General features: G+C 75.3%; 14 protein-coding genes. 9 read left to right on the top strand and 5 right to left on the bottom strand.

What is annotated here, in order from left to right; all coding sequences use genetic code 11:
• Both F9B16_RS51110 and F9B16_RS23880 read left to right on the top strand, forming a co-directional pair.
• Positions 1-655 (top strand): sensor histidine kinase (locus F9B16_RS51110; RefSeq protein WP_404800516.1); only part of this gene is annotated, 655 nt, incomplete at its 5' end.
• A 139-nt stretch (positions 656-794) separates the two neighbouring features.
• On the top strand, positions 795-1,598 hold the full coding sequence (locus F9B16_RS23880) for an inositol monophosphatase family protein (RefSeq protein ID WP_151542345.1): 804 nt from the start codon (positions 795-797) through the stop codon (positions 1,596-1,598).
• On the opposite strand, the gene F9B16_RS23875 is transcribed toward F9B16_RS23880, so the two are convergent.
• Complete coding sequence (locus tag F9B16_RS23875; protein ID WP_151542344.1) at positions 1,552-3,819, bottom strand: NACHT domain-containing protein; 2,268 nt, start codon at positions 3,817-3,819, stop codon at positions 1,552-1,554. The two genes, F9B16_RS23880 and F9B16_RS23875, sit on opposite strands and share 47 nt — an antisense overlap.
• A gap of 254 nt (positions 3,820-4,073) precedes the next feature.
• Here F9B16_RS23875 and F9B16_RS23870 point away from each other — a divergent pair, with 254 nt between their 5' ends.
• Positions 4,074-4,694 carry a TetR/AcrR family transcriptional regulator gene (locus tag F9B16_RS23870; protein ID WP_151542343.1) on the top strand — a complete coding sequence of 207 codons (621 nt, stop codon included), beginning with the start codon at positions 4,074-4,076 and terminating at the stop codon, positions 4,692-4,694.
• Here F9B16_RS23870 and F9B16_RS23865 read toward each other — a convergent pair.
• Positions 4,645-5,646: a PaaX family transcriptional regulator gene (locus F9B16_RS23865; protein ID WP_225991900.1), complete on the bottom strand. Its 1,002-nt coding sequence runs from the start codon at positions 5,644-5,646 to the stop codon at positions 4,645-4,647. The two genes, F9B16_RS23870 and F9B16_RS23865, sit on opposite strands and share 50 nt — an antisense overlap.
• A 62-nt stretch (positions 5,647-5,708) precedes the next feature.
• Between F9B16_RS23865 and F9B16_RS23860 the strand changes: the two genes are divergently transcribed.
• The 3 genes from F9B16_RS23860 (at position 5,709) to F9B16_RS51105 (ending at position 7,828) form a co-directional block, all read left to right on the top strand.
• The gene (locus F9B16_RS23860) at positions 5,709-6,545 is read left to right on the top strand and encodes an IclR family transcriptional regulator (protein ID WP_151542342.1); all 837 of its coding nucleotides are present in this window, start codon (positions 5,709-5,711) and stop codon (positions 6,543-6,545) included.
• 117 nt (positions 6,546-6,662) lie between these two features.
• Positions 6,663-7,685 carry an aromatic ring-hydroxylating dioxygenase subunit alpha gene (locus F9B16_RS23855; RefSeq protein ID WP_151542341.1) on the top strand — a complete coding sequence of 341 codons (1,023 nt, stop codon included), beginning with the start codon at positions 6,663-6,665 and terminating at the stop codon, positions 7,683-7,685.
• Entirely contained in the window at positions 7,682-7,828 is a 147-nt protein-coding gene (locus tag F9B16_RS51105; protein ID WP_192808960.1) for a hypothetical protein, read from the top strand. The genes F9B16_RS23855 and F9B16_RS51105 overlap by 4 nt, the downstream gene beginning before the upstream one ends.
• A gap of 36 nt (positions 7,829-7,864) precedes the next feature.
• Here F9B16_RS51105 and F9B16_RS23850 read toward each other — a convergent pair whose 3' ends face one another.
• From F9B16_RS23850 to F9B16_RS23840, 3 genes are read right to left on the bottom strand one after another with little or no spacing between them, the layout of a single operon-like run.
• Positions 7,865-9,502 carry an ABC transporter permease gene (locus F9B16_RS23850; RefSeq protein WP_151542340.1) on the bottom strand — a complete coding sequence of 546 codons (1,638 nt, stop codon included), beginning with the start codon at positions 9,500-9,502 and terminating at the stop codon, positions 7,865-7,867.
• The gene (locus tag F9B16_RS23845) at positions 9,499-10,416 is read right to left on the bottom strand and encodes an ABC transporter ATP-binding protein (RefSeq protein ID WP_151542339.1); all 918 of its coding nucleotides are present in this window, start codon (positions 10,414-10,416) and stop codon (positions 9,499-9,501) included. The genes F9B16_RS23850 and F9B16_RS23845 overlap by 4 nt, the downstream gene beginning before the upstream one ends.
• Before the next feature lie 12 nt (positions 10,417-10,428).
• Positions 10,429-11,124, bottom strand: a complete 696-nt coding sequence (locus tag F9B16_RS23840; protein WP_225991899.1) for a TetR/AcrR family transcriptional regulator — start codon at positions 11,122-11,124, stop codon at positions 10,429-10,431.
• 145 nt (positions 11,125-11,269) lie between these two features.
• On the opposite strand from F9B16_RS23840, the gene F9B16_RS23835 reads away from it, so the two are divergent.
• The 3 genes from F9B16_RS23835 to F9B16_RS23825 all read left to right on the top strand — a co-directional run bounded on the left by F9B16_RS23835 (position 11,270) and on the right by F9B16_RS23825 (position 16,795).
• A complete protein-coding gene (locus tag F9B16_RS23835; protein WP_225991898.1) occupies positions 11,270-12,334 on the top strand; it encodes a FecCD family ABC transporter permease in 1,065 nt (354 codons plus the stop codon).
• Positions 12,331-13,356, top strand: coding sequence for a FecCD family ABC transporter permease (locus tag F9B16_RS23830; protein ID WP_151542338.1), 1,026 nt, complete (start codon positions 12,331-12,333; stop codon positions 13,354-13,356). Before F9B16_RS23835 ends, F9B16_RS23830 begins: the two co-directional genes overlap by 4 nt.
• A 79-nt stretch (positions 13,357-13,435) precedes the next feature.
• Complete coding sequence (locus tag F9B16_RS23825; protein ID WP_151542337.1) at positions 13,436-16,795, top strand: non-ribosomal peptide synthetase; 3,360 nt, start codon at positions 13,436-13,438, stop codon at positions 16,793-16,795.
• Positions 16,796-16,821: the final 26 nt, after the last annotated feature.

Genomic DNA, 16,821 nt, shown 5'->3' with positions numbered 1-16,821 from the left:
GGAGACCGTCCGGCTGCAGGCGGCGGCGCGGGCGAACCTGGAGCGGGCGCGCGACGCGCGGGAGCGGCTCGTCCGCGTCCAGGCGGCGGAGCGCGAGCGCCTCGCGGGCGAGCTGCAGCGCAGCGCCCAGCAGCGGCTGCGCGCGCTGGAGGACCTGCTCGAAGGGCTGGAGGAGGCGGCCGGCCCGCAGGCCCGCGAGCACGCGCGCGCCTGCCGCCGGGAACTGGTCGAGGCGGCCGCCGAGCTGGACGGCCTGGCCCGCGGCGTGCATCCGGCGATCCTCACCGACGCGGGGCTGGCCCCCGCGATGCGGCTCGTGGCCGCGCGGTCCGCGGTGCCCGTCCGGCTCGACCTGCCCGCTCGCCGGTACCCGCCGGAGGTCGAGTCGACGCTGTACTTCGCGCTGTGCGAGGCCCTCGCGAACGCGGCCAAGCACGCGGGCGCCGACGAGATCCGGGTGAGCGTGCGTGACGACGCGGGGCGCGTCGTCGCCGAGGTCCGCGACGACGGTGCGGGCGGCGCGGACGCCGTCCCCGGCGGCGGCCTCGCGGGCCTCACCGACCGGGTCCGCGCGCTGCGCGGGAACGTCGACGTCGACAGCCCGCGCGGCGCGGGCACCACCGTCCGGATCGTCCTCCCGGCGCCCGGCGGCTGACGCGCTACCGGCTCCCGCACCGCCGGGACACGGCACTGCCGCCCGGCAGGGAGGGCCGCAGTGCGACCTGGCGGAGGGCGAGGAAGGGGCGGCCGCACGATTTCGGCCCGGCCGGATGCGATGCGGTTAAGGTGAGAGGATGCGTGACGACGCCGCCCTTCAGGCGGAGGCGGCCCAGCAGGCCGTCGCGGCCGCGATCGAGGTCGCCCGCGCGAACTTCGGCCGGGCGCTGGACATCGAGGTGAAGGGCCCGCGCGGGGACGTGGTCACCAGCGTCGACCGGGAGGCGGAGCGCCTCATCGTCTCCATGCTCCATGAGCGGTTCCCCGAGCACGCCGTCCTCGCCGAGGAATCCGGTGCCCTCTACGGCGAATCGGATCACGTGTGGCTGGTCGATCCGCTGGACGGCACGAACAACTACGCCTACGGGCTCCCCCTCTACGGGGCCGCCGTCACGTTGTGCCATCGGGGCGAGCCGGTGGTGACCGCGATCGGCGAAGCGACCACGGGGGACGTCGCCTGCGCCGTCAAGGGCCGCGGGGTCGTCGTGAACGGCCGGCCGTTCGAGCGCGCGGCTTCGACGCCCGCGGGCCGGCCCGCCACCGCGCTGTGGGTCGGCTATCACACCCAGTCGGATCCGCGTCTGGAGATGCTGGCGTCGAGGCTCTACGGCCGGAGCCGGCGGCTGTTCTCGACCTGGGCGCCGACGATCGACGCCTTCCTGTACCTGCGCGGCGGTCTCGACGCCGTCACCGCGTACCAGTGCACGGGCACCGAGCTCCTCGGCGCGCTCCTCCTGCTGCGCGAGTCCGGTGCCGAGGTCCGGGGCGTCGACGGCGCCCTGGTCCGGAACCTCGCCGAGCTCCCCGAGCTCAGCTTCGCCGGCATCCGGTCGGTCATCCTGCCGCTGATCGAGGACTGCGGTCTGGCAGCAGCGCTCTGATCTCGCCGCGCAGCAGCAGCCGCTGCCTGTCGTACTCCTCGCCGAGGACGGGATCGGGCTCGTCGAGCAGGCCCGCCAGATTCCGCAGCGTCGGCGTCTCGTGGCCGAGCAGGTACCGCCGCCGGTCCGGGTTGCCGAGCAGCGTGCGGAGCGAGTAGAGGTCCATGACGCGGATGTAGCGGTAGGCGGGCGACGTCAGGTGGCGGATCGACGCCCGGAAGAACCGCCCGCACTCGGGATGGTTGTCATCGAGCCATTGGCCGTCCCCGAACGCCTGGTCACCGTAGTAGATGCGGTTGTACCCCATGTGGAAGGACTCGGCCTCATGGTCGCGCTCCATCCGTTTGACGAACTCGTCCAGGAGTTCATGGCGGTCGTGGTGGAGCGCGTCGGCGACGGCGACGGCCCGCTGCAGGAACGGGTGCTCGTTGAAGAGCGCGCCCGACCGGAGCCTTTCCATCGTCTCCTGACCGGCGACGATGGGCGCCAGGTTGGCGGCCTGCTGCGCCGCCATCAGCTGGCCCGTGCCCGCGTCGATGTCGACATCGGCGAGGATGGCGAGGAACGTCGCCTCGGTCGCCGCCCGCCGCTCGGGATCGGCGGTGACGGCGGCCAGCAGCTCCCGGACGAAGTCGATGACCTCGTCCGGGAGCGGATGGACCAGCAGCTCGGCGCGCGCCGCCCGCAGGCCGGGGCGGCGCTCGTCGAGGCAGCCGACCACGTGCCGCGCCACGCAGAACTCGAAGAACGACTTGTGCGCGAACCGGTAGCGCCGGCGGTCGCTGGAGATGATGAGGAAGGACCGGTCGGCGATCTCCCGGCAGACCTCGTCGACGCCTCCCTCGACCCGGATGCTGGACGCCAGCCACCGTTCGGTGATCCGCCGCAGCTCGTCCCCCTCGACCAGCAGGTCCTTGAGCTCGAAGTGGCCCCACCCGCGGCCCGAGGCCAGCGACTTGGAGAAGATCTCCCAGGCGACGCACTCGATCAGCTGGCCCTTCTGCCACCAGGTGAGCTTGGAGGGCTCCTTCTCCTGCTCGCGCTGCAGCCACGTGTCGATGTAGCGGCTGTAGACGGCCGAGGTCTCGGCGCCGTGGCCGACCGTGAGGAAGCTGTCGGCCTGGTGGTCGTCCGCGATCAGGTCGAGCAGGACCTCCGCCGTCATCCGGAGCACGAGCGGGCGCGCGACCACCTCGCGCAGCGACGGGTTGCCGCCGATGACCTTGATGAGCTGGCCGGCCAGATCCGCCCGCCCGCGCGCCTCCGCGTACCAGCGGAGGAACCGCTCCCCCTGGTCCTCGAACCGCAGCGGCAGCAGCCGTCCGGTGCTCGTGAACCCCGACATCAGGCGCGTCGCGTCCACGTAGATGCTGTAGAAGGCGGTCCGCGACGTCAGCAGCGACGGGGCCTGGAACAGGCCGAACAGCGGCTCGGGGACGATGCTCGTCAGCAGGTGGGGGGAGCGCATGACGGGCGCCTCGTCGAGGCCGTCGCAGATCAGCACGACCCGGCCGCGGGCCAGCTGCCGGGCGAGCCTGCGCGGCTCGGGGAGCGCGACCTCGGCCGCGAGCTGGTCCCGCAGCCAGGCGGCCTGCTCCTCGGCGCGGGTCGCGCCGGAGTCGGCGGGCCGCGTGTCCGGTCTCATGGCGTTGAGGTGGAGGAACACGGGGCAGGGCGCCTTGCGCGGGGAGGCGGCGAACTCGTCGGCGAGGCGCGCGAACACCAGCCCTGCGACGAGGGACTTCCCGGATCCGGGCTCCCCCATGAGCATGACCTTCTCGCCGGAGCGCAGGACGTCCGCCAGCGCGTCGACGATGGGGCCGTCGTCCCGCAGCGAACCGGAAGCGCTGAAGGACGGGCCGACGAAGCCGTACCCGGCGCGCAGCCGCTCCTCGTGGGTCTCGGATCCGAGGTCCCCGTCGACCGGAAGCCGGGCGGCGAGGTTCTTCGTCTCCGCCCGGTGGTAGGCGCGCAGCCTCCGCCGCTCCAGCAGCCCGAACCGGTGGCGCGGGGCGAGGATCCGGACGCCGAGCAGCGATCCCAGCGCGAGGCTTCCCGCGCTCGCGCCGACGAGCCAGGCGGATCCGAGGACGAGGTGCGCGACCGGCCACGGCACGGTGAGGGCGCCGATGCGGCCGAGCCAGTCCAGGGCCTCCCGGACGGTCCGCGTGTGCCGTCCGGCCGGGGTCTGCGGGGCGCGCCGTCTGACCGGATGGCTCATGCCGACTGGCCTCTCGTGCCGACCGGAAGCGATCGCTGCTGGGACGTTCGGGAACCGGCTGCGGTTCCGTCCATGAGATCACACGCCTGGCATGCCGCCTATACGGGTTATCCCGGTGGCCCGCCAGCGGCGGCCGGCGGCGGGCCTCGCCGCGGGCGTGACGTGGCGGGGCGTGCTTCTGGAACACTGGAACGCGCCGCCGTGCGACCCGGACCAGCGGGCGCGGCAGGCGACGAGGGCGCGGACAGGGAGACATGGGCGAGCGGGTACGGGTGCGCAAGGACCGTGACGAGCGGCGCGAGCAGATCCTGGTGTGCGCGCGGGAGCTGTTCAGCGAACGGCCGTACGAGGAGGTCTCCAACACCGAGATCGCGGCGGTGGCGGGCGTCAGCCGGGGCCTGCTGAACCACTACTTCGGCACCAAGCGGGAGCTGTACCTGGCGGTCGTGGAGCGGATGCTGCACATCCCGCCGGTGCCGGTGCCCGCCTACGAGCCCGGCGCGAGCGTCCGCGAACGGGTGACCGAGAGCATCACCGGCTGGCTGGAGCTGCTGGAGCGCAACGCCGGCACCTGGCTCGTCGCGCTGGACATGGCGGCCGGGACGGCGGGCGACGACGAGCTCGCCCGGCTCGTGGACGCGGCGCGGGAGGGCGCGGTCGACCACATCACCGAGGTGGTGGGGCTGTCCCGGCTCGCCGCCGAGCACCCGGAGGTGCGCTCGGCGCTGCGCGGGTTCAGCGGGATGGCGGAGGCCGCCACCCGCGAGTGGCTGCGGCACGGCCGGCTCACCCGGCCGCAGGTGCACCTGCTGCTGGAGGACACGATCATGCATCTGATCGAGGAGACCGTGCCGAGGATGACGGCGGAGGCCTGAGCCGCGGCGGCGGTCGGACCTCGACGCACTCCATGGCCGCGTCGGCGATGCCGCGGGCCGGCGCCTCCCAGCGGCGGCGCAGCTCCATCACCACCCGCTGGCCGCGGACGGCGGGCCAGCCGTCCGGCAGGTGCTCCACCGGCAGCCGCGGGTCGGCGCGGACGAGCTCCAGCCACTCGGCGGACATCCACAAGTAGCGGGCCAGGTCGTCGGGCGCGCCGGGCAGCGGCTCGGGGCGGTCCCAGCGGCGCAGGAAGGCGCGGTGGCCGGCGGCGAGGGGACCGAGGTCGAACGCCTCGCGGAGCATCGCCGGGACGTCGGTCGGCGCCTGCGCCGGGCCGGTGAACACCTTGAGGCGCCCGTCCAGGCCGAGCCCGTCGACGAGCGCGGGGACGTCGACCGGCGACGGCGCGATCCAGGTGCCGTTGCCGAGCGACCCGAACCCCGCCCAGCCCAGCCGGGCGCGCAGGTCGTGGCGGACGCGCCGCCAGGACTCCGGCAGCGAGAACGCCAGCACGGTCCACGTCCCGTCCCAGTCGGTGTTCAGCACGCCGCGCCGCCAGACCCGGTCCTCGCCGTCGAGCAGGATCGCCTCGGAGCGCGGGGTGAGGCCGAAGTGCATCCGGCGGCCCGCGCGGTGCCGCGCCAGCAGCCCGCGGTCGACCATGCGGGCCAGCGTCGAGCGGACGGCGTGCTCGCCGACGCCGAGCCGGGCGAACGCGTCGATGAAGCTGCCGGAGAACACCGCGACGCGGCGGCCGAGCACGTAGTTCCCGAGGTAGGTGAGCATCAGCGTCCGGGGCCGGAGCCGCGGTGGCGCCTCGCCGCCGTCCGGGGCGTCGCCGCCGTCCGGGGCGTCCGCCGCCGCGCGGGCTTCTCGTCCCATCCGCTCGGCTCCCGTCGTCCCGCCGCGCAGCGCGGCCCGGGCGTCCGGGACCTCGATGTTCGGCACAAGCTTGACCGCCGTGAAGTATACGCCTAACTTCGACGTGACGCCCCGAGAGGACGGCCCGCATGCGCCACGAAGGACCCGGCGCCCGGCCGGCGGAGCACCGAGCCGTGACCGCCGCGCCCGGGCGGCGCCCCACCGTGACCAGCCGGGTCCTCGGCATCCTCGGCGCGTTCACGCCGGAGCGCCCGGCGCTGACGATCACCCAGATCGCGCGCCGCGCCGGGCTGCCGCTGTCCACCGCCCACCGGCTCGTCGGCGAGCTGGCGTGCTGGGGCGCCCTCGAACGCGACGACGCGGGCCTCTACCGCGTCGGGCTGCGGCTGTGGGAGGTCGGCGCGCTCGCGCGGGGGCCGGCGCTCCGCGAGGCGGCGATGCCGTTCCTGGAGGACCTGTACGAGGCCACCCACGAGAACGTCCATCTCGCCGTCCTGGACGGCCTCGACGTCGTCTACATCGAGCGGATCTCCGCCCGCGACGCCGTGCACGTGTTCTCGCGCGTCGGCGGGCGGTGGCCTGCGCACGCGACCGGCGTCGGCCTGGCCATGCTCGCGCACTCCGGCCGCGACCTGCAGGAACGGGCGATCGCCGGGCCGCTGCGCCGGTTCACGCCACGGACCATCGCCACGGGACCCGAGCTGCGCCGCGTCCTGGCGGAGGTCCGCCGCACCGGCGCCGCCGTCAGCGACGGGCAGGTGGAGACGTTCGCGATGTCGGTCGGCGCGCCCGTGTTCGGCCCGGACGACGCGGTGGTGGCGGCCGTCGCGGTGGTCGTCCCGGCGTCCGGGTGGGAGGCGCGCTCGCTCGTCCCCGTGGTGCGGGCCGGCGCCCGCGGCATCTCCCGGGCTCTCGGCGCGCCGCGCGCCCTGCGGCCCCCGGAAACGGCGATGCGCGAGGTGTGACCCGTCCAGGGGCCGCGCCGGCGGGTTCTTCCGTTGGACGGAATCGGTGTGGCCCGGCCTCGCGGGCGGCGGTGATGGTCGTCTCCACGGTCCTTCGTCCACCCCGAGGAGCAGCCCATGGCCATCGCACGCAACCAGTGGTACGTCGCCGCCTACAGCGAGGAGGTGGGCGAGGGCCTGCTCGCCCGGACGATCTGCGGCGAGCCGCTCGTGATGTACCGGACGGGAGCGGGGGAGGCCGTCGCGCTCGCCGACCGGTGCGTGCACCGGCGCTTCCCGCTCTCGCGCAGCAACCGCGACGGCGACCGGATCGTCTGCGGCTACCACGGCTTCACCTACGCGCCCGACGGGGCGTGCGTCGCCGTGCCGGGGCAGACCCGGATCCCGCGCACCGCCCGCGTCCCCGCCTACCAGGTCGTCGAGCAGGACTCGCTGGTCTGGGTGTGGATCGGCGACGGGACGGGCGACGCCGCTGCGATCCCGCGCGCCCCCTGGCTGACCTCGCCGGACTATGTGACCGTCCGGGGCATGGAGCCGCTCGCCGCCCGCTACGAGCTGCTCGTCGACAACCTGCTCGACCTGTCCCACGAGACGTACCTGCACGCCGGGTACATCGGCACGCCCGAGGTCGCGCAGACCCCGATCACCACGGAGGTCGACGACGAGGCCGGGATCGTCTACGTGAGCCGCCGCATGAAGGACGTCGAGTGCCCGCCGTTCTACGCGACGTCGACCGGAATCGAGGGCCGCATCGACCGGTGGCAGGACATCGAGTACCACCCGCCGTGCTTCTACCTGCTGCACAGCCGGATCGCGCCGACCGGCGTGGAGCCCGGCCCGGACGGCGACGACCCGCGCGCGTTCCACGTGGAGGTCGGCTACGCGATCGTCCCGGAGACCGACACGACCACCCACGACTTCTGGTGGGTCGCCCGCGACTTCGCGCTGGACGACGCGGACGTCTCGCGGTTCCTGCACGACAGCAACCGGACCGTCGTCCTCCAGGACGTCGAGGCGCTGGACGTCCTGGAGAAGGTGATCGCCGCCGAACCGGCGGGCTACCAGGAGCTGTCCATCAACATCGACACCGGCGGGCTGGCGGCGCGGCGCGTCCTCCAGCGGCTCACGGGGGCGCGATGAGCGCGGGCCGCCTGCGGGTGGAGTGGTCGCCGGGCTCGGACCGGCTCACCGGCATCTGCCACTGCGGCGCCCGATGCACCGCCGAGGACCCGGCCGCCGTCTGGGCGTGGCTGCTCTCCCACCCCGACCACGACGCCTCCTGAAACCGGGGGCACCGGGACGTCCCGGTGCCCCCGGTTTCAGCCGATGTCGCGGCGCCGGAAACCGAGCAGCGCCACCGCGGCGACCGCGACCGCGACGGCGGTCAGGGCGGCGACCGGCAGGACGTCGAAACCGCCGCCGGGCAGCTTGGGCGTGTGCGTGAACGGCGAGACGTCCATGACCGCCTGCGGCAGCTTCAGCAGCGGCCCGACCTGCCCGAGCAGCAGGCAGGCGGCCAGCACGCCCCAGCCGGCGGACGCCGCGCGGGGGAGCAGGCCGAAGATCAGCGCGGTGACCGCGGCGACGACCCACACCGCCGGCAGCTGCACGAGCGCGGCGCCGAGCTGGCGGGGGAGCTGGCCGCCCAGGTCGTGCGAGCGGGCGCCGTGCACGAGCCCGACGGCGAGCCCGCTGGCGCCGAGGAGGGCCACGGTGCCCGCGACGGTGACGGCGAGGCCCGCGACGGCCCAGCGGGTCCGGCCGACGGCGGCCGCGAGCACCGGCTCGAGGCGCCCGCCGCTCTCCTCCGCCCGCATCCGCAGCACGCTCTGCACCGCGTAGGCCGAGGTGAACAGGGCCATGAGGCCCATGGCGGTGGCGAGGAACGCGTCCGCGAGGTCCTGCTGCCCGCCCATCTTGCGGATGTCGTCGAGGACCGCGTCGCTGCCGTTCACCAGGTCGCCGACGCCGTCCGCGACGCCGCCGATGGCGAGCCCGTACACCAGGAACGCGACGGACCAGCCGAGCAGCGAGCCGCGCTGCAGCCGCCACGCCAGGGCGAGCGGCCCGCGCAGCGACGCCGCCGCCCGGGCCGGACCGGGTGAGGGGGCGATGATCCCGGCGCCGAGGTCGCGGCGCCCGGCCAGCAGGTAGGCGGCGGCGACCAGGACGGCGAACGCCAGCAGGGGGAGCAGCAGCACGGCCCAGTGCTCGCCCGCGTGCGGCCGCACCCGCTGCGCCCAGCCGATCGGCGACAGCCACGACACCCAGTGCGCGGAGCCGGCGTCCGCCACGCCCCGGACCAGGTACGCGGCGGCGAGGACGGCGAACGCCAGCCCGTTGGCCAGCCGGGACGTCTCGGCGAGCTGGGCGGTGACGGCGGCGACGCCGGCGAACACCAGGCCCGCCCCGAACCAGGACAGCCCGAACGCGACCGACCCCGCGGCCGGCAGCCCGAAGAGCAGCATGACGATCGCGGCCAGGGACGCCGCGGTCGCGGCGGCCGTGACGGCGGTGGCGAGCGCGGCGGCCAGCGGCGCGCGGCGCCCGACGGCGGCGGCGCCGACCAGCTCCAGCCGGCCCGTCTCCTCCTCGGCGCGCGTGTGCCGGACGACGAGCAGCACGCACATGACGGCGGTGAGCGCGGCGCCGGTCGTGCCGACGCGCCACGCGCTGACGCCCGCGGCGGTGTGGTCGTTCAGCACCGGCCCGTACAGCGCCCGCATGGACGGGTTCCCGTCGATGCCGCGCGCGAAGCTCTCCAGCGACGCGGGCGAGTCGTACCCGTTCTTGAAGCTGTACACGGTGCTGGCGACCAGCGCCGTCAGCACGTAGATCCAGGACGGCATCATGACGCGGTCGCGGCGCAGCCACATTTTCAGCAGCGTGCCCGTGCCCGCGAGGCCGCCCTCCGCGCGCACGGCACGCGTCCGCGGCTGGAGGGTCGTGGCGGTCATGCCACGCCGCCTTCCTGCAGCGCCCGGCCGCCGTGGTCGTCCTCGTAGTGCCGCAGGAACAGCTCTTCGAGCGTGGGCGGACGGCTGGTGAGGGACCGGACGCCGATCTCGGTGAGCTGCCGGAGCGCGGCGTCCAGCTGCGCCGTCTCGACCTCGAAGGAGATGGTGTCGCCCTCGATGCGGACGTCGTGCGCGCCGGGCAGCGGGACGCCGTCGGGCGGCCCGGCGAGCTCCGCGCGGATCGACGTGCGGGTCAGGTGGCGCAGCTCGGTGAGGGTGCCGGTCTCCACCGTGCGGCCCTTGCGGATGATGGTGACGCGGTCGCAGAGGGCCTCGACCTCGCTGAGGAGGTGGCTCGACAGCAGGACCGTCCGCCCGGCCCGCCGCTCCTCCCGCACGCACTCCTGGAACGCCTCCTCCATGAGCGGGTCGAGGCCGGATGTGGGTTCGTCGAGGATGAGCAGCTCCGCGTCGGACGCGAAAGCCGCGACGAGCGCGACCTTCTGCCGGTTGCCCTTGGAGTAGGCGCGGCCCCGCTTCTTCGGGTCCAGCTCGAAGCGGTCGAGCAGGTCGGCGCGGCGGCGGTCGTCGAGCCCGCCGCGCAGCCGCCCGAGCAGGTCGATGACCTCGCCGCCGGACAGGTTCGGCCACAGCGTCACGTCGCCGGGGACGTAGGCGAGGCGCCGGTGCAGGGCGGTCGCGTCGCGCCACGGGTCGCCGCCGAGCAGCGCGGCGGTCCCGGCGTCGGCGCGCATCAGCCCGAGCAGGACGCGGACGGTCGTGGACTTCCCGGCGCCGTTCGGGCCGAGGAAGCCGTGCACCTCGCCGGACGCCACGCGCAGGTCGAGCCCGTCGAGCGCGCGCGTCCGGCCGAACGTCTTGACCAGGCCGTCGGCCCGTACAGCGTCAGTCATCCCAGCCTTCTTTCATGGGCCTTCCTCGGTGGGAGCGCCGTCCCCGGCGCGGGCGGTGCGCCCGAACCCGCCGCTCTCGTACTCCCGCATCGCGGCGCGGGCGCGCGCCGCGAGTTCCGGGCTGAGCAGGCGGTCGTCGAAGACGTCGAAGAGGGCGCGGCGCAGCCGCAGCGCACCCTCGGGGGTGAAGGTGTCGGCGCCGAGCACCCGCGACAGGTGCTCGTGCAGCACCTCCATGCCGATCGTGATCGCCACGAGCGCGGCGGCGTAACCGTGGACGTCGGTGGTGGCGGGCGCGTTCACGCCGGGCGGCAGCGGCGCGGTGAAGTAGGTCTCGGTGGTGTCGACCAGGTCGTCGAACACCCGCGCCGCGGCGGGGGAGCCGTCGACGAGCGCGCGGGCGAGGTAGCGGCGCACCGGCAGGTCGATCCGCATCGCCCTCGCCAGGAACCCCGGGTCGCCGATCCCGTCGATCTTCTCGGCGCTGAGCCGGTGGATCGTGTCGAGCGCGTAGGCGTCGCACGCCTCGCGGAGTTCCTGCTTCGAGCCGAAGTGGTGCTGGACGAGCCCGACCGAGACGCCGGCGGCCTCGGCGATGCCGCGGAACGTGGCGCCCTTCATCCCGTGCTCGGCGAACATCTCCAGCGCCGCGTCCCTGATCCGCGCGCGCGCCGTCAGGTCCTCCGCCGGCGGGCCCGTCTCCGTCACGCTCCGCCTCCTCCCATACAAACGTTCAGCTTCCAATATGCATGTATACCATACGCGTGTATTGGCTTTGGGCGTGAGGGGCTCCCGGGGCGGGGAATCGGGAGGGGTGGAAGCGGCGAGTTAGCTTAGGCTAGCCTTATTAATCGTGCTGTCCCTCGCGCGGAGAACCCCCCGCACACCCCCGGCGAAGGAGGCCGCCGCGCCCCCCGTCCGGCGTCCGGCGGCCCGCTGGGCCGGGCTCGCAGCCCTCGCCGTCCTGCTGCTGCTGGCGGCCGCGGCGAGCCTTGCCGTCGGTGCCGAGCACGTCCCGATCGGGAAGGTCGCCCCCGCCGTCTTCACGCCGGACGGGTCGCGGGACGCGCTGATCGTGCACGACCTGCGGCTCCCGCGCACCCTCCTCGGGCTCGGCGTCGGCGTCGCGCTCGGCCTCGCCGGCGCGGTGATGCAGGCGCTCACCCGCAACCCCCTGGCGGAGCCGGGCCTGCTCGGCGTGAACGGCGGCGCCGCCCTCGCGGTCGTCATCGTCATCGGGGCGTTCCGCGCCGACGACGTCCTGGTCTACGTGTGGGCGGCGTTCCTCGGCGCGGCGGGCGCCGCGGTGCTCGTCCACACGATCGGCGCGCGAGGACGCGGCGGCACCTCGCCCGCGCGGCTCGTGCTCGCCGGCGCCGCCGTCAACGCCGTGTTCAGCGCGCTGACGGCCGGGCTGATGCTGCTCAGCCCGCGCGCCTTCAACGGCTTCCGGTTCTGGCAGGTCGGCACCCTCGCGGGGCGGGACGCCGCGGTGTTCGTCCGGGTCCTGCCGTTCATCGCCGCCGGCACGGTCCTGGCGCTGCTGCTGGCCCGCCCCCTGAACGCCCTCGGCCTCGGCGACGAGGCGGGCCGCGCGCTCGGCGCGCACCCCGGCCGGACGCGGGCGCTCGGCGCGCTCGCGGTCGTGCTGCTGTGCGGGGCGGCGACCGCGGCCGTCGGGCCCATCACGTTCCTCGGCCTCGCCGTCCCGTACGCCGTGCGCGCGCTCGTGGGGCCCGACCAGCGCTGGGTGCTGCCGTACTCGCTGCTGCTCGCCCCCGTCGTGCTGCTCGCCGCCGATGTCGCCGGACGCGCCGTCGCCGCGCCCGGCGAGCTGCAGACCGGGATCGTCACCGCGTTCCTCGGCGCGCCGCTGTTCATGCTGATCGTCCGGCGCGGAAGGACGCGGGAGCTGTGAGCCGGGTGGTGCGCGCGGGCGGGGTGTCGGTGCGGTGGGAGCCGCGGGCCGCGCTGGTGTGCGGGCTGGTGGCGCTGGTCGCGGCGGGCGCCGCGGTGCTCGTGGTCGGGTCCGGTGAGTTCCCCGTCTCGCCCGCCGACGTGGTGCGCTCGATCATCGGGCAGGGCGACCAGGCGACCGGCTTCATCGTCCGGACGCTGCGGCTGCCGCGCGCCGTCACGGGGCTGCTGGCCGGGCTGGCGCTCGGCATGAGCGGGGCGATCTTCCAGAGCATGTCCCGCAACCCGCTCGGCAGCCCCGACCTCATCGGCTTCACCACCGGGTCGGCGACCGGCGCGCTGCTGCAGATCCTGGTGTTCGGCGGCGGCGCGGTCGCGATCACGGCCAGCTCGGTCGCGGGCGCCTTCCTCACCGCGGCCGCCGTCTACCTGGTCGCCTACCGGCGGGGCGGCGGCGTGCACGGCGTCCGGCTGGTGCTGATCGGTGTGGCCGCCGCGGCGATGCTGGAGGCGGCGAACTCCTACCTCATCACCCGCGCCGAACTGCGCGAGGCGTACGAGGCCGCGTTCTGGCTGACCGGGAGCCTGAACGGGCGCGGCTGGGCGCAGGCGACGCCGCTCGCCGTCGCGCTGGCGGTGCTCGTCCCGGCGGCGCTGCTGCTCGCGCGCCCGCTCGGGATGGGGGAGATGGGCGACGATGCGGCGCGCGCGCTCGGCGTGCCCGTCCAGCGGACGCGCGCGCTGCTCATGGTCGTGGGCGTCGGCCTCGTCGCGGCGGCGACCGCGGCGGCCGGCCCGGTGCCGTTCGTCGCGCTCGCGGCGCCGCAGCTCGCTCGGCGGCTGACCCGCAGCCCCGGCGCGCAGTTGCTGTCCGCCGGGCTGACCGGCGCCGCGCTGCTGGCCTGCGGCGACCTCATCTCGCTGCATCTGCCGGTGGCGATGCCGGTCGGGGTGGTGACCGGCGTGCTCGGCGGCGCCTACCTGGCCTGGCTGCTGCTCACGGCGGGCCGCCGCGCCGCCTGACGGCCGCCCGCCGTGCCCCGCGTTGACGGCGGACCGGCGATCAATTTAGGTTAGCCTTACCTAAGTTGAGGGGAGTTCCGTGCTGACCCGAGAAGAGCTGCACGCCGCGCTGACCGACGTGCTGGGCGAGGACGCAGGGCCGGGCGACAATCTCATCGAGCTCGGGATGGACTCGATCCGCCTCATGCAGCTGACCGGCCGGCTCCGCCGCCGCGGCGTCGAGGTGCGCTTCGCCGAGCTCGCCGAGCGGCCCACCCTCGCCGGCTGGTGGGACCTGCTCGCCGAGCGCGGCCAGATGGAGGCCCGCCCGCCCGAGCCCGCCCCGGAGCCGGACGAGGGGGAACCGGACGGCCCGTTCCCGCTCGCCCTCATGCAGCACGCGTACTGGATCGGCCGCGACTCCGGCCAGTCGCTCGGCTCCGTCGCCGCGCACCTGTACGTCGAGCTCGACGGCCGCGCCATCGACCCGTCCCGGTTCGAGACGGCCGTGCGCGCGCTCGCCGACCGGCACCCGATGCTGCGCGCCGCGTTCGGCGACGACGGGACGCAGCGGATCCTGCCCGAGCGCCCTGGGCCCGCCGTGACCGTCCACGACCTGCGGGACTCCGCAGACCCCGGCGCGGAGCTGGACCGGATCCGCGCCGAGATGTCGCGGCAGCGGCTCCCCATCGAGGACGGCCGCGTCTTCGACGCCCGCCTCAGCCTGCTCCCCGACGGGACCGCCCGGCTCCACCTCGACGTCGACATGGTCGCCGCCGACGCGATGAGCTACCGCGTCATGCTGGCCGACCTCGCCGCGCTCTACGAGGGCGAGTCCCTGGCCCCGATCCGGTACGGCTACGCCCGCTACCTCGCCGACGACCCGCGCGCCGCCGCCCGCGAGCAGGACCGGCGGTGGTGGGCCGAGCGGCTCGCCGGCCTGCCCGGCCCGCCCGAGCTCCCGGTCGTCCCCGAACCGGGCGACGAGGTCGAGCGCCTGCACCACTGGCTGCCGCCGGAGGGCAAGGCCCGGCTCATCGCCCGCGCGCACGCCGCGGGCGTCACGCCGGCGATGGCGCTCGCCGCCGTGTTCGCCGAGGTCATCGGCGCGTGGTCGGCGACGCCGCGGTTCCTGCTGAACCTGCCGCTGTTCCACCGCGAGCCCGTCCACCCGGACGTGGACTCCGTCGTCGGCGACTTCACCGGCTCGATCATGCTGGAGGCCGACCTCACCGAGGAGCTGCCGTTCGTCGCGCGCGCCCGCGCGCTGCAGGCGAACCTGCACACCGCCGGAGCGCACAGCGACTACTCCGGCCTGGAGGTGCTGCGCGACCTGTCGCGGCTGCGGGGCGAGCAGGTCCTCGCCCCGATCGTCTACACCAGCGCGCTGAACCTCGGCGAGCTGTTCGGCGACGCGGTGCGCGAGCGGTTCGGCGAGCCCGCCTGGATCATCTCGCAGGGCCCGCAGGTGCTGCTGGACGCGCAGGTCACCGAGGTGTCCGGCGGGCTGCTGCTGAACTGGGACGTCCGCCGCCCCGCGTTCCCGGACGGCGTCGCCGAGGCGATGTTCGCCGCCTACACCGCCGCGATCGCCCGGCTCGGCGAGGACGGCGCCGACTGGGACGCGCCGCTGGGCATCGGCGCGCCGCCGGAGCAGTTGCGCGTTCGGCACCGCCTCAACGCCACCGAGGCCCCGCCGCCCTCGACCCTGACCAAGGGCTTCTTCGAGCACGCCCGCCGCACCCCGGACGCCCCCGCCCTGCACTGGGGCGACGACGGCAGCCTCACCTACGCCGAACTCGCCGGCCGGGCGCTGCGCATCGCGTCCGCCCTGGTCGCGGAGGGCGTCCGCCCGGGGGACCGGGTGTCGGTCGAGCTTCCCAAGGGGCCCGGCCAGGCCGCCGCAGTGCTCGGCGTCCTCGCCGCGGGCGCCGCCTACGTGCCGATCGGCCCCGAGCAGCCGGCCGCGCGCCGAGAGAGGATCCGTGCGAGCGCCGCCGTCGCCGCGTCCGTCACCCCGTCCTTCGAGCCCGCCGCCGACCCACTGGCCGAACCGGTCGCGGTCCGTCCCGACCAGGTCGCCTACGTGCTGTTCACCTCCGGCTCGACGGGCGAGCCGAAGGGCGTCGAGGTGTCGCACGGCGCCGCGATGAACACCATCGGCGACCTCGTCGGGCGCTTCGCCCTCGGCCCGGACGACGTCACCCTCGGCGTCTCCGCCCTCGACTTCGACCTGTCGGTGTTCGACCTGTTCGCCCCCTGGACGGCGGGCGGTGCCGTGGTGATCCCCGACGAGGACGAGCGGCGCGACGCCGCCCGCTGGAACGCCCTCGCCGAACGCTGGTCGGTGACGGTGCTGAACAGCGTCCCGTCCGTGCTGGAGATGCTGCTGCGGACCGGGCCCGTCCCGTCGCTCCGGCTGGTGCTGCTCGGCGGCGACTGGGTCGGGACGCACCTGCCCGGGCTGCTCGCCGAGCGCGCGCCGGGCGCCCGGTTCGTCGCGCTCGGCGGCACCACCGAGACCGCGATCCACTCCACGGTGCAGGAGGTCGCGGGCGAGGTCCCGGCCGACTGGCGCGCCGTCCCGTACGGGGTGCCGCTCGGCGGCGTCGCGTGCCGGGTCGCCGACGACCTGGGCCGCGACCGCCCCGACTGGGTCGCGGGCGAGCTGTGGATCGGCGGCGCGGGCGTCGCCGACGGCTACACCGGCGACCCGGGGCGCACCGCCGACCGGTTCGTCGTCCGCGACGGCGTCCGCTGGTACCGGACCGGCGACCTCGCCCGCTACCGCCCGGACGGCACGCTGGAGTTCCTCGGCCGCCGCGACCACCAGGTGAAGGTCCGCGGCTTCCGCATCGAGCTCGGCGAGGTCGAGGCGGCGCTGCGCGACCACCCGGCGGTGGAACGCGCCGTCGCGCTGCTCGCCGGGAATCGCCTGTGCGCGGCCGTCACGCCCGCCGGCGTCCCCGCCGACGCGGTGCTCGCGCACGTCCGCGACCTGGTGCCGCCGCACATGGTGCCGGAGGTGCTCGTCCCGGTCGCCGAGCTGCCGTTGACCCCGAACGGCAAGGTCGACCGCAAGGCGCTCGCGGCGCTCGCCGCCGCCGGGGCGGGGGAGGACGCCGCCCCCTACGCCGAGCCCGCGACGTCCCTGGAAAGGGTGCTGGCCCGGATCGCCGCCGAGGTGCTGGGGAGGGAGCGCGTCGGCGCGGACGCCGACTTCTTCGCCCTCGGCGGCGACTCCGTCCTCGCGACGACCGTGGTCGCGCGGCTCCGCGAGGCCCTGGACACCTCCGCCCTGCCCGTCCGGGTGCTGTTCGCCGAGCGGACGATCGCGCGCATCGCCCGCCGCTTGACCGAGCTGGAGGACGAGCCCGGCCGCCTGGAGGCCGTCGCCGCCATCTGGCTGGAGATCGACGCGATGTCCGACGACGAGGTCGAAGCCCACCTCGCCGGCTGACCGGACCTCGCTCACGTGCGGCGAGT

This window comes from Actinomadura montaniterrae (assembly GCF_008923365.1).
In the GTDB taxonomy this organism is placed as follows: domain Bacteria; phylum Actinomycetota; class Actinomycetes; order Streptosporangiales; family Streptosporangiaceae; genus Spirillospora; species Spirillospora montaniterrae.
Note: the sequence above shows the minus strand (reverse complement) of the source record. Positions and strands in the feature narration are given on the sequence as shown.

Coding starts and splice junctions, on each gene's coding strand:
- F9B16_RS23875 (WP_151542344.1), bottom strand. CDS start 3,819: ATGAGCCATCCGGTCAGACGGCGCGCCCCGCAGACCCCGGCCGGACGG.
- F9B16_RS23845 (WP_151542339.1), bottom strand. CDS start 10,416: ATGACTGACGCTGTACGGGCCGACGGCCTGGTCAAGACGTTCGGCCGG.
- F9B16_RS23860 (WP_151542342.1), top strand. CDS start 5,709: ATGCGCCACGAAGGACCCGGCGCCCGGCCGGCGGAGCACCGAGCCGTG.
- F9B16_RS23850 (WP_151542340.1), bottom strand. CDS start 9,502: ATGACCGCCACGACCCTCCAGCCGCGGACGCGTGCCGTGCGCGCGGAG.
- F9B16_RS51105 (WP_192808960.1), top strand. CDS start 7,682: ATGAGCGCGGGCCGCCTGCGGGTGGAGTGGTCGCCGGGCTCGGACCGG.
- F9B16_RS23870 (WP_151542343.1), top strand. CDS start 4,074: ATGGGCGAGCGGGTACGGGTGCGCAAGGACCGTGACGAGCGGCGCGAG.
- F9B16_RS23855 (WP_151542341.1), top strand. CDS start 6,663: ATGGCCATCGCACGCAACCAGTGGTACGTCGCCGCCTACAGCGAGGAG.
- F9B16_RS23880 (WP_151542345.1), top strand. CDS start 795: ATGCGTGACGACGCCGCCCTTCAGGCGGAGGCGGCCCAGCAGGCCGTC.